The organism is Gardnerella vaginalis ATCC 14018 = JCM 11026, assembly GCF_001042655.1.
GTDB lineage: Bacteria > Actinomycetota > Actinomycetes > Actinomycetales > Bifidobacteriaceae > Bifidobacterium > Bifidobacterium vaginale.
The window spans coordinates 373944-392831 of the sequence record NZ_AP012332.1; the positions used below are offsets into that span (position 1 = coordinate 373944).

The window sequence follows — 18888 nt, forward strand, 5'->3', positions numbered from 1 at the left end:
AAGTTAATACAATCTAACAAAAGTTTATTTAAGATTATTTAATAAAATATTTAAAGCTAGAGGAGGTGGACTATGGCTCGCATAAGTTTACATGATTTTGCTCCATCAGATGTTAACCGTGGACCGTGGATTCCAACCTCTCTTTCTAACAATCCTCGCGCAGGGCAGTGGTCCAGTGAGCGCATGAGCAAGGGAATGGTGGCTGATTATAAGCGATTTCTTATGACAGACGGCGAGGGAATTCGCTGCTCGCTTTACGTTTCTGGCTGCCCATTCCATTGCGTTGAATGCTATAACGAGTCAATTTGGGATTTTCGCGCTGGTCACCCTTATACTCAAAAGCTCGAAGACCAAATTATGGAAGATTTAGCGCAACCATATGTACAAGGATTGACGCTTCTTGGCGGTGAGCCGCTGCTTAACACTGGCATATTGATTCCACTATGTGAGCGTATTAGAAGCGAATTTGGCAATACAAAAGATATTTGGAGTTGGACTGGTTACACCTGGGAAGAGCTTATGCGACCGGGCGAGACTCCTGACAAGCTTGAGTTATTGCGATACATTGACATTCTTGTTGACGGGCGATATATGAAGAATCTTCACGATTCGCTATTGCAATTCCGTGGGTCTAGTAATCAGCGAATTATCGACGTGCCAAAGTCGCTGGAAAATCCACAAAATCCGCCTGTAATCTGGGAAAAGCTTCACGATCAAGAGCGTTTTATTCCATCAATCTACGGCAAGGATCGTGCAAAAGGCGAATCGACTTGCATGAGCGCTTAGAGCGTAGCGCGCGAATGTACTTCGATTCGCTGAGCCGCTCAAACGTAAAGTCCAGTGGACTTTACGTGCGGCGAAGACGCGAGCGCGCTTAGACCGCGCGAGCGATTTTCCTACTTAGCGTTGCGAGAGGGCTGGCTAATTCTTGTCTCACAACGCTCTGCCTATTACGTGTAGTCTGTTGTTGCGGTTGTTCCGTTTTGGCTTTGATTTTGTTTTTTGTGTTGATGTTTGTTTGTAGTGGTGACTCATTGGATTGTTTGGTATCGGCTGCCGCTCTTATACTGTTCGACCAAGAATCACCCAGCCCTATTACATGCTAGAACAATTGCGTATCGCTTAAACACCGAGATTCTCGATTTTTCTTGTAGTGCGTTTGTACTCAAAATACGGCGTGTCGTGGTACAAAAGTGCTACAAGTCAGAGGTGATATGATTAAGCGTATACATTACACTTATCAGAGAGGTCGCATGACAGCAAAATCGCAGCAAAAACCTAAGGATTACGCTTCTCATGCGTTCCGCACAGTGATGGCATCCTTAAAGCGATATCGTCTTCTTGGAGTGCTAACGTCTTTCGCAATTTGCATAGAAGCTGCTATGCAAATTGAGATCCCTACAGTAATGTCAAATCTTATTGATTTTGGTATTATGTCACGTTCTCAAGAAGCTGTGCAATATTATGGTTTGCAATTGCTTATTTTTGCTGCAATTGCAATGATTGCAGGCGTTGTTTCTGGTATTTGTTGCGCTCATTCTAGTGCTGGTTTTGGTAAAAATTTACGTCACAACATGTTTTCACGCTTACAAAGTTTAAGTTTTTCTGATTTAGATAAGTTTTCTAGCGGTACTGTTGTTACACGTATGACTAGTGATGTGTCAAATGTGCAATTTGCTTACCAAATGATTATTCGCTCTGGTGTTCGCAGCGTTATGATTATCATCACTGCTTGGTGGTTTACTTTTTCAATTAGCCCTGCTATCTCGTGGGTTTTTCTTTCATTTGTGCCTATTGTTGGTGCAATTGGCGTTTTTGGTGCGAGTATAGTTGCTCCAGCATTTTCTCGAATTTATCGAATGATTGACGAGATGAATAATAGAGTTGGCGAGAATTTGCATAATATTCGCGTCGTAAAGTCTTATGTGCGTTCTGATTATGAAATAAGTCGTTTTATGCGTATTTCGCATAAAATCTATGATTATTTTATTAAAGCTGAGTATGTGTTAAATTGTAGTATTCCTTTGTTTAACTTATGTTTTTATTCTGGCATGCTACTTATTGCGTGGTTGGCTTCGCACGAAATTGTGGCTTCAGGAAATAATCCTGCTTTTGGTTTAACAACGGGAAATCTTGCTGCATTAGTAGTGTATGCTTTGCAAATTTTGTTTGCTTTAGCGAATTTAGTTGCAGTTTTTGTAATGTCGTTAACAGCTCGAGCTTCGATGCATCGTATTTCACATGTTTTGCAATCTCGAAATACTGAAGTTGTTTCCAAGCATCCACTTACAAAGCTTTCTGACGCTTCTGTGCGTTTTGAAAATGTTTCGTTACGCTATCCTCAATCAGATAATACAGATGAATCCACTCCAGCAGAACAGGAAATTTTACATGATATAAATATATCTATTCCTTCTGGAGCAACTGTTGGCGTTGTTGGTGCAACGGGATCTGGAAAATCAAGTTTAGTGCAATTAATTGCAAGACTTTATGACGTAACTTCTGGTGCTCTTTTTGTAGGCGGAAAAGATATTCGCGATTATGATTCTTCTAGTTTGCGTGAAGAAGTTGGTGTTGTTCTACAAAAAAATATTTTGTTTAGTGGCACAATTGCAGAAAATCTTCGCTGGGGTAGGGCGGAAGCAAGCGATAATGATTTGCGTCAAGCTTGCGAAATTGCTTGTGCTGATGAGTTTATTAAAGATTTACCAGACGGCTACAATACGCATATTGACCAGGGTGGTAAGAATGTTTCCGGTGGTCAGCGACAGCGTTTGTGCATTGCGCGCGCACTTTTGAGGAAGCCGAAAATTTTAATCCTCGACGACTCGATGAGTGCGGTTGATATGAAAACGGATAGTAAAATTCGCGATGGCTTGAAAAAGTTTATGCCTGATTCTACGCAAATTATCGTTGCTCAGCGCATATCTTCAATCGAACATGCGGATATTATTGTTGTTCTTAAAGATGGTCGTGTTGTTGCTAACGGTTCGCATGATGAATTATTTAAATCTTGTGAAATTTACAGAAATATGGCGGTTTCTCAAGAAAAAAGTCGAATAACTAGCGCAACTAAAGAAGAAGGAGCTAAATAACAATGGCTAATAATAAAACGGCTCACTCTTCTAAAAATGATTCAGCTATTAGTTGGAAAACTCTTAGCAGACTTGCCTCTTATGTGCTTGTGTATCGAGTTAAAATTTGCGTAATTATTGCATCAATAATAGTTAGCGCAATCGTGCAAGCTGCAAGCGCAATGTTTTTGCAATCTCTTGTTGACTCGTATATTCTTCCGCTTGTCGGTAAGCATAATCAGGATTGGACGCCTCTTGTTCGCATGATTATTCTGATGGCAAGTGTTTACGCTGTTGGTGTGTTTTGTTCTTGGCTTTGGAGCAGGCTTGTTGCGAATATATCTGAAAGTGTTATGCGTGATTTGCGAGATTCTATGTTTAAGCATCAGCAGAAGCTTTCATTGCGTTACTTAGATTCTCAAGGTTACGGCGATATTATGAGCCGTTACACAAACGATACTGAGGTTCTTCGTGAGGCAATTTCGTGGGCATTTCCGGACTCTTTTTCTGCACTAATGTCGATTTTGGCAGCGTTTATATCTATTATGTGCCTATCGCTTCCGGCTGCAGTTTTTGTAGCTATATTTACTGCAATGTTGCTTTATTTAGTGCGTTTTATGCTAAAGAAATCTGGCAGTTTATTTGAGCAATTCCAGCATGCATTAGGCGAGTTAAATGAGTTTGTTGAAGAATCTGCAACAGGCAGCAAAGTGATTAAAATTTTTAATCATGAGACAGATTCTATTGAAAAATTAGATAATTGCATAGAAAAAGTGCAAAAAATTTCTGCAAGTGCCAATTCTTATGCGAATAATGTAATGCCTGTTATTAGTAATGCAAGCTATTTGCTTTATGTATTAATTGCTTTACTTGGTGCGTGGGCTGCTTCAGCTGGTTTGCCAACGCTGGGATTATCTGGATCTAGTACTCTTACATTAGGTACGCTTATATCTTTGCTGGCACTTTCGCGCGCATTTATTAACCCTATTGGCGAAATTACAATGCAAGCTAACGCACTTATGATGGCTCTTGCAGGAGCTTATCGTATTTTTGAGTTACTTGATGAAAAGCCAGAACTTGATTCTGGCAGTGTGCAATTAGTTAAAGTGCGTGTACTTCAGTCTGCTGAAGATCTTGGAGAAAAATCAGCATTTGATGTGCTTGAAGAAGTAGACGAACAATCTGAAGGAAACAATATTTATTGGGCTTGGAAAAGGTCAAAGCAAGATAATGGCACTAAAGCTAAAAAGTGCGCTCAAAACTTAAGTGAAATGGCTCAAGAGATTGTGTGCCATGCAAAGCGAGATGCTCGCACTTCTAAGGATGGCCACTATACTTTGCTTCGAGGCGACGTGCGTTTTACGGATGTTGTGTTTGGCTACAAAGAAGATCATCCAGTTTTGCACGATATTACGTGGTTTGCAAAACCTGGTCAAAAAGTTGCTCTTGTTGGAGCTACAGGTGCTGGAAAAACTACTATTGCTAACCTTCTTACGCGTTTTTACGACATTGATGATGGGCAAATTTTGTATGATGGCATTGACGTGCGCGATATTTGCAAAACGGATTTGCGTCACGCTATTGGCACTGTTTTGCAAGATGTGAATTTATTTACTGGCACAATAATGGACAATATTCGTTATGGAAATCTTGATGCTAGCGACGAAGATTGTATTCAAGCTGCAAAATTGGCTCATGCTGACGCGTTTATTTCTCATCTTCCTGACGGATACAATACGCAGCTTAACAATGGCGGTGAAGGGCTTTCTCAAGGTCAGAAGCAGCTTATTTCTATTGCTCGTGCTGCAGTAGAAAATCCGCCTGTGTTGATTCTCGATGAAGCAACTTCATCGATTGACACGCATACTGAAGAATTAGTTCAGCGTGGAATGGATTCTTTGATGGAAGGGCGCACTGTATTTGTAATCGCTCACAGACTGTCCACAGTGCGCAATTCTGATGTGATTATGGTGCTGGATCACGGTCGCATTATTGAACGCGGTTCGCATGAGGAATTATTGGCAAAACGTGGGGAGTATTATCAGCTTTGCACTGGAGCTGCTGAGCTTGAATAATAGCTTGATTTTGTGCTGCAACACGCCGAACACGCGCGGCACTTGCATTTTGCTAAGGATTCTGTAAGATAGTGACTCGGCTGTTCGAGAGAACAAAGCCACGGCCCCGTAGCTCAGTTGGTTAGAGCGCCGCCCTGTCACGGCGGAGGTCACCGGTTCAAGTCCGGCCGGGGTCGCGATTAATAGAATACCCGGTTCGCCGGGTTTTTTATTCATCATGGCTCTGTAGCTCAGTTGGTAGAGCGAACGACTGAAAATCGTTAGGTCAGCGGATCGATCCCGCTCGGAGCCACTGTCAAAATAAGCGTTAGAAGTGTTTGATTGCTTCTAGCGCTTTTTGTTTTTGCGTCTTACCTACATTATCCATCCTCACCCTGTTTTGCTGCTTTGATACCATACGATGAGTTGATATTATGAGTCGTAGTTGAACAATTTTATGTGAATAGAAGTGGAATAAAGTGGAAGAATCTCAAATAGTAAATTTGCAATCTGACGAATTAGAATCCAATATTTTGGAATCTGATGAATTGAATTGTATGAATAAGCATAAAAACAATAAAGATGATAAAGACAATGGTTCTGCTAGAGTAATTCTTTCTTTTGCAAGAAGGTCTGCTCGTTTGGACGCGCGTCTTGAGCGAGCAAAAGAGCGATATTCAAGCCAATATTTATTAAATGTTGAAGATAGTTTAGGGTCTTTACGTGTAAAAAGCGATTTGCTGGTAGACTCCAACTGGGTTGCTAAAAATTGGGGTAATTCGAATCCTCTTATTGTAGAAATAGGATCTGGTCAGGGAGAAAATATTGTAGCCGCAGCCGAATCAAATCCAAATATTAATTTTCTTGCACTAGAAGTTTATGATCCAGGAGTGGCACACACAATGCTATTAGCTGGAAAACAGGGTGTAGAAAATCTTAGAATAGCGCAAGTTAATGCACCTGATTTTCTAGCTTCATGCTCTAATGGTGTTTTGAAAGAAGTTTGGACTTTCTTCCCAGATCCATGGCCTAAAATGAGACATCACAAGCGTAGGATTGTGCAGCCGTCTTTGGCAGATGCGGTGCATAACGCACTTATTGATAAAGGCGTTTGGAGAATTGCTACGGATATTGAGGATTATGCACTACATGTTCATGAAGTTATGGATGAACGAGAAGATTTTGAAAATACTGGAAAGTTACAAGTAAGTTTGCCGATTGAGCATGTTGGTAAGGGCAATGCTCAAGATGCTAAAGATTTACCTCATGCTGATTTCGCGGAATCTGTAAGATTTGAAGGTAGGGTTTTGACGAATTTTGAGCGTAAAGGATTAGAAGCAGGTAGAAAAATTCACGATTTGACTTATGTTGCTAAATGAGTGACAAAATGATTCAACACGCCGTAATTTGCTATGTGAGTTTATGAGTGTTAATATCATATGGTTTGGTTAAAGCCCCCTTCGTCTAACGGTTAGGACACCAGACTTTCAATCTGACAACAAGAGTTCGACTCTCTTAGGGGGTACAAATTCTAAGCCACTTAGTTTGCTAAGTGGCTTTTTGATTATCAATGTCTTGTTGCAAGTAGTGATTTCAGGGTAGCGATTACCCCGATTACCCGTAATTCAACCAAAGTTAATTGCAAATAAGAAATAAGATTATGTCAGTGGTCAGTGGCGCGTTTAGTGGCATGCAGGGTAAAATAATGAACAGCGTGTGTTTACAAGATTATTTGTAGATAATATACAAAATGTGTAAATAGCAATGACTATTAGTTAGACGAAAGAGGCTGGTTATGCCAAATATGTTCGGAACAGATGGTGTTAGGGGATTAGCCAATCGAGATTTAACCGCGCAGCTTGCGTTGGATTTAGGAGATGCTGCAGTACGTGTTTTAGGTGAAGCAACGCATAGTAGCGAGTCGCATAACGAAGATGCAGGGAAGAAAATGCATGCTCGACGCAGAGCGTTGGTTGGGCGAGATACTAGAGTTTCTGGAGACTTTTTAGCATCGGCTTTGGCTGCTGGAATGAGTGCGGGCGGTTTTGATGTGATTGATGCTGGCATAATACCAACTCCTGGCGTGGCTTTTCTAACTTCTGTGCTCAATGTAGAAATGGGAGCTGTGATCTCTGCTTCGCATAACCCAATGCCAGATAACGGCATTAAGTTCTTTGCACGCGGAGGCTTCAAACTTCCAGATAGCAAAGAAGACGAGATTGAGGCTGTTTTAGGCAAAGAATGGCAGCGTCCTACAGGCAGCGGCGTTGGACGAATCAGCCATGACACTATTACCGCAACAAACCTTTACATCGATCACCTCGTTTCTTCTGTTGCTCCATTAAACAGCGAAACATCAACACGTCCAAAACCTCTTTCGGGATTAAGAGTTGTGGCAGACTGCGCAAATGGTGCAACGTCTGTAGTAGCACCAGAAGCATTGCGCAGAGCAGGCGCAGAAGTAATAGTAATTAACGCTTCTCCAGATGGATACAATATTAACGACCACGCTGGTTCCACACATCCAGAACAATTGCAAGCTATGGTTAAGGCGTCTAACGCCGATTTAGGAGTAGCTTTCGATGGTGATGCAGACCGTTGCCTAGCTGTAGACGAAAATGGAAACATGGTTAATGGCGACCAAATTATGGGCATTCTTGCGCGTTCTAAGAAAGCCGAAGGAAAGCTGAATCACAATACTCTTGTTGTTACAGTAATGAGCAATCTTGGATTAAAGCTTGCGCTAAAAGACATGGGTATTTCCACTGTTCAAACAAGCGTCGGAGACCGCTACGTTCTAGAAGAGATGCTTAGAGGCGATTATTCTCTTGGCGGTGAACAGTCGGGTCATGTGATTAATCGCGAGTTTGCAACCACGGGAGATGGCACACTTACAGCACTTACGCTGTGTCGCGAGGTTGTGCGCGAAGGCAAGAAGCTTTCGCAAATGGCTGCCGACTTCCCTCAGCTTCCGCAATGCTTAGTCAATGTGCCGAATGTAGATAAGATGGCAGCTAAAACTAATGCTGCTGTTCTTAAAGCGGTAGAAAAAGAAAGCGCGCTTTTGGGAGATACGGGGCGCGTTCTTCTTCGACCAAGCGGAACAGAACCACTTGTGCGCGTTATGTGTGAAGCTGCAACGCAAGAGCAAGCAGATGAGGTTTGTGCACGACTTGCGCAAGTTGTAACTGATAATCTTAAGCTGTAGCGCGCGACGACCTACCTTTTCGCTTAGAGCGTAGCGCGAAAAGGTAATTCGGAGCGCTGAGCCGCTTAGATCAGAAGCACTGCTTCTGCGCGGCGAAGACGTGAGCGCGCTGTAACGCGCGAGCGATTTCCTGAGAATGTTGTTAGACACGCCGTTTACAGCTACAAAAAACAGATAACCTTGATATACTAATCCTTTTGGTATTGTTGTTTGAGCGTATGTGATTTAGCAACAATAATCAAAGTTGGCTTTGTAAATTACTTTAGAAGTTTTGTAGAATTAGCCTTGGTAAAGGAGCCCTATGTTTACGCATCACGCAAGTGTTGATACTAAGCTTAGCCGCGCGGTGGAGCGCCTTTTAGATTCCGCTACAGACGATGGCGTGCTATCTATAGTTCAAGCAGGAGAGCCTGTGTTAAGACAACGAACAGTGGCTTACGATGGTCAGCTAACGCGTGCTACTCTTAATAAGCTTATTTCGCTTATGCACAGCACTATGTTAGATGCACCAGGAGTTGGCTTAGCTGCTCCGCAAATTGGTTTAGGTCTTGCAATTGCTGTTGTAGAAGACCATGTTCGAGACGATGCAGATGATCCTAGGGATATTGCAGAATTGCCATTTAGGGCGATCATAAATCCCCACTATGAACCAATTGGAACACAAACACGCAGTTTTTACGAAGGATGCTTGAGTGTTGCAGGATATCAGGCGGTTCGTCAGCGTTGGTTAGATATTCAAGCTACATGGCAAGATGAAGATGGTAAGCAGCATTCTGAACGTTTACATGGTTGGCCAGCGCGAATCTTCCAGCATGAAACAGATCATTTACGCGGAGAGCTTTATATTGATCGTGCTGAGATGCGCTCGCTTTCTACAGATGAAAATCTTGAGGATTATTGGGCTGATGAGGCTGTTCCTGTAACTGCTGCTAGAACACTCGGTTTTGCGATTTAAAATAAAAGACGAATGCAAAATAAAATCCCCCACAAGTTTTCTTGCGGGGGATTTTATTAATCACAAATATCAGATATGGAAGTAAAGCTCATACTCGAGTGGCGTTGGAGCCAAACGAGCCATATCCATCTCTTCATGCTTTAGATTAAGCCAAGTTTCAATCAAGTCGCTAGTAAACACATCTCCTTGCATAAGGAAGTCGTGATCTTCTTCCAAAGCTTGCAAAGCCTCACCAAGTGAAGAAGGAACTTGCTTAATGCCGTCATGCTCTTCTGGAGGAAGCTCGTAGAGATCTTTATCAACAGGAGCAGGAGGCTCAATGTGGTTCATAATGCCGTCTAAGCCAGCCATAAGCTGAGCAGAGAACGCTAAGAATGGATTGCAGGAAGGATCCGGAGCGCGGAACTCAATGCGCTTAGCAGAAGGAGCCTCTCCAGCAAGAGGAATACGAATAGCTGCAGAACGGTTACGAGCAGAGTAAACCAAGTTGACTGGGGCTTCGTATCCTGGAACAAGGCGGTGGTAAGAGTTAAGTGAAGGATTTGTAAAAGCGAGCACAGAAGACGCGTGCTTAATTAAGCCGCCAATGTACCAGCGCGCAATATCGGAAAGCTGAGCATAACCAGTTTCCGCATAGAACAATGGCTTACCATCCTTCCAAAGCGACTGATGGCAGTGCATGCCAGTGCCGTTATCTCCAGCAATTGGCTTAGGCATAAATGTTGCAGCCTTACCAGCCAAAGCAGCAGTCTCGTGAACAACGTACTTGTATTTCATTAAGTCGTCGCCAGCATGAACAAGCGTATTGTAACGGTAGTTGATTTCCTGCTGACCTGCGCCGCCAACCTCATGGTGAGAACGCTCAAGAATCAAGCCAACCTTTTGAAGGTTGTAAACCATGTCGTCGCGCAAGTCTTGATTATGATCAACAGGTGGAACAGGGAAGTAGCCGTGCTTTACGCGATTCTTAAAACCAATGTTGTTGCTGCCATCATCTTCAGTATCAATGCCAGAATTCCATGGAGCTTCGTTGGAATCCACCTCGTAGAAGGAGCGTTGCATGTCGTTTGCAAAACGCACCTTGTCAAAAATGAAGAACTCGGCTTCTGGAGCAAAGCTTGCGGTATCGGCAATGCCAGTTGCCTTTAAGTAGGCTTCGGCTTTAATTGCCACTTGGCGAGGGTCCCTAGAATAAGGCTCGTCTGTTACAGGATCCACAATCGAAAAAGCAACATTCAAAGTCTTATGCTTGCGGAATGGGTCAATGTATGCGGTGTCTACGTCTGGAATCAGCTTCATATCGGACTCGTTAATAGCTTGGAATCCTTGCATAGAAGAGCCGTCGAAAGCCATCCCATCTGTAAAAGCGCTGTTTAAGAACTCGCTTGCAGGCACAGTAAAATGCTGCTGAACGCCAATCAAATCGGTAAATCGAACTGATACGTATTCAATGCCTTCTTGCTTAATCAAAGCTTCGGCATCTTCTTTAGTTTGTAAAGTGGTCATGCACAATCCTTTCGTAAAAATCTCAGTAAATAGTTTAGATTGTTGCATAAGATTTTGGATTTCAGCGACTCGACTATCTGGTTACGATTGTGTTACACGCTACTTATTTGTGTTTATATGCACAAAACATGCAAGCGGCTCGTGCTCCCACGTTATAAAGTACAATGTATTTTATGAATAATAAAGAACAACATGAAGGCAGTATAGATAATCACAGCACAAGTGCAAAGCTTGATTTATCCGCGATTTTCCCAGCCAAAGGGGATGATAGGCGCCCGCCAGATTGGCTTAGCCGCGCGCTTATGTATGCTGTTATTGCAGCGTTCGTAGCGATTTTTGTATGGTTTGCTTGGGGAAATATCGCCTTTATAGTCTTCGATGTTGTAGTATCCATTTTTATAGCGTTGGCAATTGAACCTCTTGTTGTGCGGCTCATAAAACACGGGTGGAGTAGAGCTTTTGCATCTTTGGCAAGCTTGTTTGGGCTGCTTGTAATAGTTATTTTGCTTCTTGTGCTTTTTGGTAATCTTTTTGTGCAACAAGCAGTTTCCATGGTTTTAGGTCTACCTGATTTATACAACCAGTTTGCCCATTTTGTACTAAATTCCACTGGTTTCAAAATGCCAAACATTGAGCAACTCGGCATGGAAATTCTTAAACACGTTCAAACCTCTTGGGTTGTAGATTTTGCTGGACAAGCAATTAATACAACGTGGGGATTATTGGCGGTTTTGCTTGATTTACTCACTATTCTTATGGTGACCTATTACATTTCTGCAGCTGGTCCTTCTATGCGCAGAAGTGTGTGTAGGCTGTTGAATCCTAAGTCTCAGAGGCGATTTTTATTTATCTGGTCCGTTGTACAGGAGCAGATATCAAGCTTCCTATTTTCGCGCACAATTTTGGCAGCTATTAACGCAACGGGTACTGCGATTTTCCTAATATTCATGAATGTTCCATATTGGCTTCCGCTTTCACTGTTTTGTGGAATCGTTTCGCAATTTGTTCCGACAATAGGAACATATTTAGGTGGAGCACTGCCAATTTTATTTGCGTGGGGATCTAATGGTTTTGGATCAGCTATAGCAGTTTTGATTTTTGTGACAATTTATCAGCAGATTGAAAACATGGTGATTTCACCTAAGATTTCCGAAAAAACCATGGACTTAAATCCTGCCGTAGCCTTTTTATCGGTGTTGATTATGGGTGCTGTGTTTGGTGCTCTCGGTGCATTCTTAGCACTTCCAGTAACCGCTAGTTTGCAGGCAATTCTCAAAGTTTGTACAAAACAATACAATCTAGTTTCTTCACCTTTAATGGACGATCCAAAGCCTAATCGTAAATCAATTATGGTTACGAGTGTTGAAACTATAAGAAACAGTTTTGTTAAACCTGTTAAAGATAGTGTGCTTAGAGTTATGAAAGGCTCTTCATCTCGAGTATCTATTAACGAAGACATTATGTATTGGTATAAGCAAGCCTATAATTCTTCAGACGAAACTATTGAAAATGAAAATTCAGTTGACGATTCTGGGTATGTTGAAACTATGGCAATTTCACGCGATATTTTAGACGCTGTAAATAAGGATATTGCTAAAAAGCGCGCAGAAAATTCAGATTCGGATAAGTCGCAAGCAACCGATCAAGATAAGGAAGAACTAAAGTCAAAAACAAATAAATTTGGTACAATTCCAAACGAAAATAAAAAAGAAAATAAAAAAGCAACAAACTCAAATAGTAATCCACGAAGTGGGTGGAATAAATGATTCTTTTGTCTATTTTCGACGTTTTAGTAATCATAATTGGCGTAAGTAGCGTTGTATATCAAGGTGTTTGCGCAGTCGCATCGCTTGTAGCAAAGCCTATTGTGTTTCCGCAAGCACCAATGGACAAGCATTACGCCGTTCTAATATCCGCGCGCAATGAGGAAGCTGTAATAGGAAACCTCATAAAATGCATACAATCCCAAACTTACGATCAAAAATTAATCGACATTTGGCTAGTCGCCGACAATTGCACCGACAGCACGGCGCAAGTTGGAAGAGAGTACGGGTGCAATGTTATAGAGCGATTCGACAAGCAGCATATTGGCAAAGGCTACGCTTTAAGCTACCTGCTGGATCACATAATGGAGCTTGGAAAAGACAAAGATTACGACGCGTACTTTGTTTTCGATGCCGATAATAAGCTGGATTTGCACTATTTTGAAGAGATGAACAAAGGATTCCATGCAGGATACCAGATTCTAACAAGCTACCGAAACTCAGTGAATTTATCGGATAATTGGGTGTCTTCTGGGTCGGCATTGTGGTTTATACGCGAATCGCGATTTACCAACAATTCGCGCATGCTTTTTGGGTCTAGCTGCCATGCAGGCGGAACAGGATTCATGTTTTCGCGCGAAATCATGCACAGAAATCGCGGGTGGAAATTCCATCTGCTTACAGAAGACCTTGAGTTTACAATGGACTCGATTTTGCACGGCGACAAAGTGGGTTATTGCGGATCGGCGGTTCTCTACGACGAGCAGCCAGTATCGTTTAGGCAAAGCTGGAGACAGAGGTTGCGCTGGAGTAAAGGCTTCTTGCAAGTGTTCCGCTATTACGGAGCAGCTCTTATACGTCACGGAATCCGCGAACGCGATTTTTCGTCAGTTGACTTTACGCTTATGCTATGCCCGTTTATGGTGCTTGCGATTGTGCGACTCATACTCGGATTTATTTTTGCCGCGTTTGGATTCGTCACTTGGACAAGCCAGATTGACTCGACGCTTAACTTTATAACCACTACTGTCACAAGCGTTTTAGGTATGATGGTGTTTGTTTCGCTTACCATTCTTGTAGAACACGATAAGCTTGGAGCCACTAACAAAGAGCTTTTTGCGTACGCACTAAGCTTCCCTATTTTTATGCTTTCGTACGTGCCGATTGCGTTCCAAGCTGTGTTCTCTAAGAGCGAGTGGAAGCCGATTCATCACACGGGTCGGTAAATCGGAGCGAGCGCGCGAAATTCTCTGTTTGGTGTTGCGCTACTTCCTGTTTGGTGTGTAGGAGGGCTGGGTGTTTCTTGTCTCACAACGCTTCGCCTCTTACGTGTAGTTTGTTGTTGCGGTTGTTCCGATTTGGTTTTGATTTTGTTTTTTGGTTGAAGTTTGTTTGTAGTGGTTGATCATTTGGATTATTTGGTATCGGCTGCCGCTCTTATATTGTTCGACCAAGAATCACCCAGCCCTCCTACGTACTTGAACAATTGCGTATTGCTTAATCACTGAGATTCTCGATTTTTCTTGCTGCTTCAGCGAATCACCATCAAAGATGCTGAGGTTCGCTTCATCCGCTGCGAAAAATCTCGAATCTCTACCTAGCTCGGTGTAATTTATGCAATCTCGTAGTGCGTTCATACGCAATATATGAGATAATAGAAGCCTTGATGTAAACGTGCGATTGCGCAATAATGTGGCGCAATACGTGCGTTTATCTGTGTATTGCGAGGTTTTTATGGTAGATTCTGTTCCTTCTGCAAATGCGTCTGGCAGTGTTCCAGTTTTTGGCGTAAACGCTTACGACGCTACTAATGAAGAAGTTCCAGCGGTTTCTATTCGCGGATTTGTTAAGACTTTTGGAAAAAAAGTTGCTGTAGATAATCTTTCTTTAGACATTCCAGCAGGCTCTTTCTACGGATTGGTAGGTCCGAACGGTGCTGGCAAAACCACTACGATTAAAATGCTTACGGGCTTGCTTATGCCAGATGCTGGCTCGGCTTCGATTTTTGGCAACGACGTTTGGAGCGACGTAAATAGCGCTAAGCGCTCAATCGGTTTAATGCCACAAGCAGATGAGATTTTTAAGACGATTACTGGTCTTCAGCTTTTAACTTACGCTGGCATGCTTCGCGATATGAGTCGCGCGGAATCCGTAAAGCGTGCAAACGACTTGCTTTCTGCTTTCGATTTAACAGAAGCTGCAAATACTATTGTTTCTGACTATTCAACTGGTATGACTAAGAAGATTTGCCTTGCAACAGCTATGATTCACAGCCCGCGCGTGCTTGTGCTCGATGAGCCTTTTGAGGCAGTGGATCCTGTTTCTAGCGCAAATTTGAAGGATATTCTCGCCGAGTATGTTTCTACTGGCGGTACGGTTATTATTTCTTCGCACGTTATGGAATTGGTTGAAAAAATGTGCTCGCACGTGGCAATCATTAACGAAGGTCATGTTGCAGCTTCTGGCACTCTTGAAGAGGTGGCTCAGGGCAAAGATCTTGAAGATCGCTTTATGGAGCTTGTTGGCGGACGTCACGCTGCTGCACGCATCGACTGGCTTAATGGCGGTAAATCTGATAATGCTCCTGCATCTTCCACCGATCTCAACGCTTAAAAAAGGAGAGCCGTAATGTCTATGATTTTCACAATGGTTCGCCTTCGCTGGGCGCTTACTTTTTCTGTTATGCGAAAGTCAATGTGGCAAAAAATTGGCTTTGGTATAGTCATTGTTTTTGGGCTTGCGATTATATGCGCTCTTGGTTTTGCCGGCTGGCAAACTGGCAAGTACATTGATCCAGGAATGCTTGCAGACGCTAAAAATTGGCAGGAATTCCAACTTGCTCCAATAATGGTTATGTCGATTGTGTCAATTTTTACGCTGTTTATAAACCTGTTTATGTTAGGCAGCGACACAACACTAAAATCGCGCAGTTTTGCGCTTTATGGCATTCCTTACGTAAAGCAGCAAGCTGGCATGCTTCTTGGCTCTCTTTTTGGAGCATTTTCAATAAGCTGCACAATCGCGCTTGCTTTGTGATCTTTAGCGTACAGAAGCTTTGGAATTGTGCCGGTTTTAGTCAGCGTAATTGCAGCTCCGCTTTACGTTGCAACAATCGTGTCTTTAAGCAAAATGCTTATTGAACTTTTGGATACTATTTTAATAAACAAGCATTCAAGAAACATTTTCTACTTTGCCATTTTTATAGCGTACATGATTTTTGTTGCCACTGTGAATATTGGTAACAAAAATCCAAGCGGAATTGTGCTCGGCTCAAGTTTCTGCGCTGCGTCTGCTTTTACGCCGTTAAGTGCGGCTATGGCTTTGCCTCTTGACGCCATTAATGGCAATTGGCTTGCGCTTGTTATTCGCTTCTTTATTTGCGTTGTAACGATTGCTGTTTGCTTTGCAATATCCGTATTTTGCGCAAAATTAGAGCCGAAGCTACTTCGCGGCGAGCAAAAAACAGTTGTTAAAACTAAAGGAATCGGCTTATTTGCAGCAGTTCCAGACAACACAGTTGGTGCGATTATTGCGCGAATTATTAGCGTTATGAGAAGAGACATGCGTCAACTGTTTTTGCTTCTTACGCCGCTTTTTATGCTGATAGTTGCAGGAGGAACTAGTTTTAATGCTAAAGGATTTGGTTCTATAGCACAGGACATAGGCGTTTCTAGCTGGATGATGTATGCTGCTTTGCTTATGGGCATGGTTGTTGGAAACAATATTGCATACGATGGCACAGCTTTTACTATGCACGCGATTATTGGAGTAAAAGGCGTGCACGATCGTTTAGCGCACGCAATAGTTTGGTCCGTGATTTGCGCTGTGTACTTTGCAATTCTTGGAATAGGGGTTTACGTTTTCCTTTTCTTTGTAGCAAATGTTCAGCAAAATATGAATGCAGTTATGTTCCAAACTCTTTCTCCAATTGGAGTAGCTTTTGCGACCATAGGCATTGGCTTAATTTCTTCGTGCATTGCAATGTACCCTGTAGCGTCAATCGAAAAGCCATTTTCTAGGCCGCAAGGAAGTGCTGGCGGGCGAAGTTTTGCAGCTATCGGCTTTATGCTTCTTTCTGTAGTTTGCATGATTCCTTCGGCTGCGGCTGTGATTGTGTTTTTGCTTCTTGCGCCGCAACTGCTGTGGATTGCATTCATTCTGTTTGTAGTAAACGGATTTGTTGTGTTGGTTGTTGGCGTAATTATTAGTGGCAAAGTAATGGATAAGCGCATGATTCGTATTGTAGAAAACTTGCGCAGATTTGCCTCGATTACTGCTTGAGCATTAATGCGCACGCCTCTATAAAAAACTATATTATGCACACAAACTTACTCTCGGCATATGCAAGTGTATAGTTTGTATAGTTGTAAAGAATTGCAATTAACTTAAGTACATACACATACAACTTAAGTACATACACATAGGCGGCGTGCGCATGCAAGACGATGAAGACCTTAAGAATCTAGATAACATAGTCGAGATTCCAGAAGATGCTTTCACGTCGAAAGAGGCTAGGGAAAAAGCTGGTTTTAAGTCCAGTTTGCAAACAATATCGCAAAAAGCACCCTCGCCAACAGTATCGCAAAAAAAGCAAGCCGAAACATTGGATGAATCGCCAGCAACCGAACTTAGTGTAGAAAACCACGCCAATGGCTCTAGGCTAAAAAACCGTTTTCTAGTCTGCTTAATATCGGTAATTGGCGTAATTTCTTTAATGGGTGGCTATATTCTGTTTGATTGCCAAGATATTTTGCAAAATCGTTTTATTAATCAGTTTGAAATTGCTGCGCGTGATCATAAGATTTTTCAAAAGTTAACTAGCCCCAAACCTAAGAGATTAGCTAAATATGCTAGCTTGATTAAGCAGGTGGATAAGAATAAGCCTGTTGACAAGTCATCTGCGGAAAAGATTTTGAAGGAATTTTTTGAATATCCAGGTCTTGGTCCTAATGCTTCAGCTGTTATTGCTGATGCAAACGGAAAGATTATAGCTGCTAAAAATGAAAATCTTGCTTTGCAGCCGGCGTCTACTATGAAAACGCTTACGGCTCTAGCTGCCTCGCATGTTCTAGACATGGGATCGACTCTTTCTACAACAGTTTACGCAAACTATGTTGGAAGCTCTAGAAATGCTGATTCTGCTGTATCTGGAGTGAAAAATGGTTTTGCTAGGCTCGTTCTTCATGGCGGCGGCGATATGCTGATGGGTGCTGCAACCAATGATCCAAATCATGTAAATGGTAGAGCTGGTCTTGAAACCCTTGCTAGCAATACTGTGAATTCGCTTAAAAAACAAGGTGTAAAAGTTGTTGAGCTTGCTGTTGATGATTCCTTGTTTGGAGAGAAACGCTATCCTGATTTGATTCATGAAAATGATGAAGAAGGACGTTTTTATGCGCCAACATCGTCTTTAGCTGTTGATGAAGGCAGAGATCGTAATTTTGCAGCATGGGTGGCTGCTGGCAATGATGCTGATGACCCAGATGATTATCCACTTTTAGATCGGCATCCAGCTGTAAGTACGGGATTAATTTTTGCGAATCTACTCAAAAAATTTGGTATTGACGTGAGAACTTGGAGCACTGATTCTGCAAAAATTGGCAAAACTTCCAAGATTGATGGATTATCATCCATATATGTTAGCTCTAGAAAACCGATGATTTCCTCTGATTTTAAGCAAATAGCCCGCGTTTCTTCTGCTCCACTTAACGAAATTATGGCATATATGCTAAGGCATTCGGACAATTCTATTGCGGAAGAATTTGGTCGTCTTACTGCGCTCGCTATGCGTAAAAGTAATTCTCCAGAAGGTGCCACAGATGCTGTACGCGACGTTTTGCGCGATTTAGGCGTTGATATAAACGGATTACACATGTCTGATTGTTCTGGGCTTTCGCCTAAATCCGCTGTTCGTGCTGTGACTCTTGTGCAAGTTCAGGCTCAGAATCTTAAAATCGGTAAAGGTGCTGCAGCAGCAGAAGGCTTAGCTTTACCTGGTGTATGGTGCACTTCGGCACGCCATCGTTTGTCAGATCCTTCGGCAGCTGGCTTGCTGCGTGTTAAAACTGGTTTTCTGGGTGATGTGTCATCTATGGTTGGCAATGTTTCTAGAAAGTCGGGAGGCGCGCTAACCTTTGCGGTTGTTGTTAATCCTCCTGGAGATGTTAACTACACTTATGTTGGCATTAATAAGATGATGGCCGAGCTGACTAATCTTTAGTGCGCGACGACCTGCCTTTTCGCTTAGAGCGTAGCGCGAAAAGGTAATTCGGAGTGCTGAGCCGCTTAATGCAGAAGCACTGCTTCTGTGCGGCGAAGACGTTCGCGC

11 protein-coding genes, 3 tRNA genes and 1 pseudogene are annotated in these 18888 nt (G+C 42.5%); 14 read left to right on the forward strand and 1 reads right to left on the reverse strand.

From position 1 onward, the window contains the following. Positions 1-72: 72 nt before the first annotated feature. From nrdG to GAVG_RS01445, 9 genes are all read left to right on the forward strand, one after another. Positions 73-786 carry an anaerobic ribonucleoside-triphosphate reductase activating protein gene (nrdG, locus tag GAVG_RS01405; protein WP_009994349.1) on the forward strand — a complete coding sequence of 238 codons (714 nt, stop codon included), beginning with the start codon at positions 73-75 and terminating at the stop codon, positions 784-786. Between the two features lie 467 nt (positions 787-1253). After that, the gene (locus GAVG_RS01410) at positions 1254-3095 is read left to right on the forward strand and encodes an ABC transporter ATP-binding protein (RefSeq protein WP_029600583.1); all 1842 of its coding nucleotides are present in this window, start codon (positions 1254-1256) and stop codon (positions 3093-3095) included. Between the two features lie 2 nt (positions 3096-3097). Continuing rightward, complete coding sequence (locus GAVG_RS01415) at positions 3098-5149, forward strand: ABC transporter ATP-binding protein (protein ID WP_009994347.1); 2052 nt, start codon at positions 3098-3100, stop codon at positions 5147-5149. A gap of 102 nt (positions 5150-5251) precedes the next feature. Next, positions 5252-5325 (forward strand) — tRNA-Asp (locus tag GAVG_RS01420). A 43-nt stretch (positions 5326-5368) separates the two neighbouring features. Then, a tRNA-Phe gene (locus GAVG_RS01425) sits at positions 5369-5441 on the forward strand. A 166-nt stretch (positions 5442-5607) separates the two neighbouring features. Next, complete coding sequence (gene trmB, locus GAVG_RS01430; RefSeq protein ID WP_009994345.1) at positions 5608-6507, forward strand: tRNA (guanosine(46)-N7)-methyltransferase TrmB; 900 nt, start codon at positions 5608-5610, stop codon at positions 6505-6507. A 74-nt stretch (positions 6508-6581) separates the two neighbouring features. Then, positions 6582-6653, forward strand: a tRNA-Glu gene (locus GAVG_RS01435). Positions 6654-6923: 270 nt separating this feature from the next. Continuing rightward, positions 6924-8336 (forward strand): phosphoglucosamine mutase, encoded by a 1413-nt coding sequence (gene glmM / locus GAVG_RS01440; RefSeq protein ID WP_004574382.1) that lies wholly within the window; start codon positions 6924-6926, stop codon positions 8334-8336. A gap of 301 nt (positions 8337-8637) precedes the next feature. Beyond that, positions 8638-9291, forward strand: a complete 654-nt coding sequence (locus GAVG_RS01445) for a peptide deformylase (protein ID WP_004112219.1) — start codon at positions 8638-8640, stop codon at positions 9289-9291. 69 nt (positions 9292-9360) lie between these two features. On the opposite strand, the gene glnA is transcribed toward GAVG_RS01445, so the two are convergent. Continuing rightward, on the reverse strand, positions 9361-10797 hold the full coding sequence (glnA, locus tag GAVG_RS01450; protein ID WP_004112221.1) for a type I glutamate--ammonia ligase: 1437 nt from the start codon (positions 10795-10797) through the stop codon (positions 9361-9363). Between the two features lie 173 nt (positions 10798-10970). Between glnA and GAVG_RS01455 the strand changes: the two genes are divergently transcribed. The 5 genes and pseudogenes from GAVG_RS01455 to GAVG_RS01480 all read left to right on the forward strand — a co-directional run bounded on the left by GAVG_RS01455 (position 10971) and on the right by GAVG_RS01480 (position 18780). After that, positions 10971-12563 carry an AI-2E family transporter gene (locus tag GAVG_RS01455; protein ID WP_004116951.1) on the forward strand — a complete coding sequence of 531 codons (1593 nt, stop codon included), beginning with the start codon at positions 10971-10973 and terminating at the stop codon, positions 12561-12563. Next, complete coding sequence (locus GAVG_RS01460; RefSeq protein ID WP_004115768.1) at positions 12560-13786, forward strand: glycosyltransferase family 2 protein; 1227 nt, start codon at positions 12560-12562, stop codon at positions 13784-13786. The genes GAVG_RS01455 and GAVG_RS01460 overlap by 4 nt, the downstream gene beginning before the upstream one ends. Before the next feature lie 508 nt (positions 13787-14294). Next, positions 14295-15173, forward strand: coding sequence for an ABC transporter ATP-binding protein (locus GAVG_RS01470; RefSeq protein WP_004115766.1), 879 nt, complete (start codon positions 14295-14297; stop codon positions 15171-15173). 15 nt (positions 15174-15188) lie between these two features. Next, positions 15189-16841, forward strand: a pseudogene (locus tag GAVG_RS01475) (hypothetical protein). A gap of 154 nt (positions 16842-16995) precedes the next feature. Next, on the forward strand, positions 16996-18780 hold the full coding sequence (locus tag GAVG_RS01480) for a D-alanyl-D-alanine carboxypeptidase/D-alanyl-D-alanine-endopeptidase (RefSeq protein WP_009994340.1): 1785 nt from the start codon (positions 16996-16998) through the stop codon (positions 18778-18780). Positions 18781-18888: the final 108 nt, after the last annotated feature.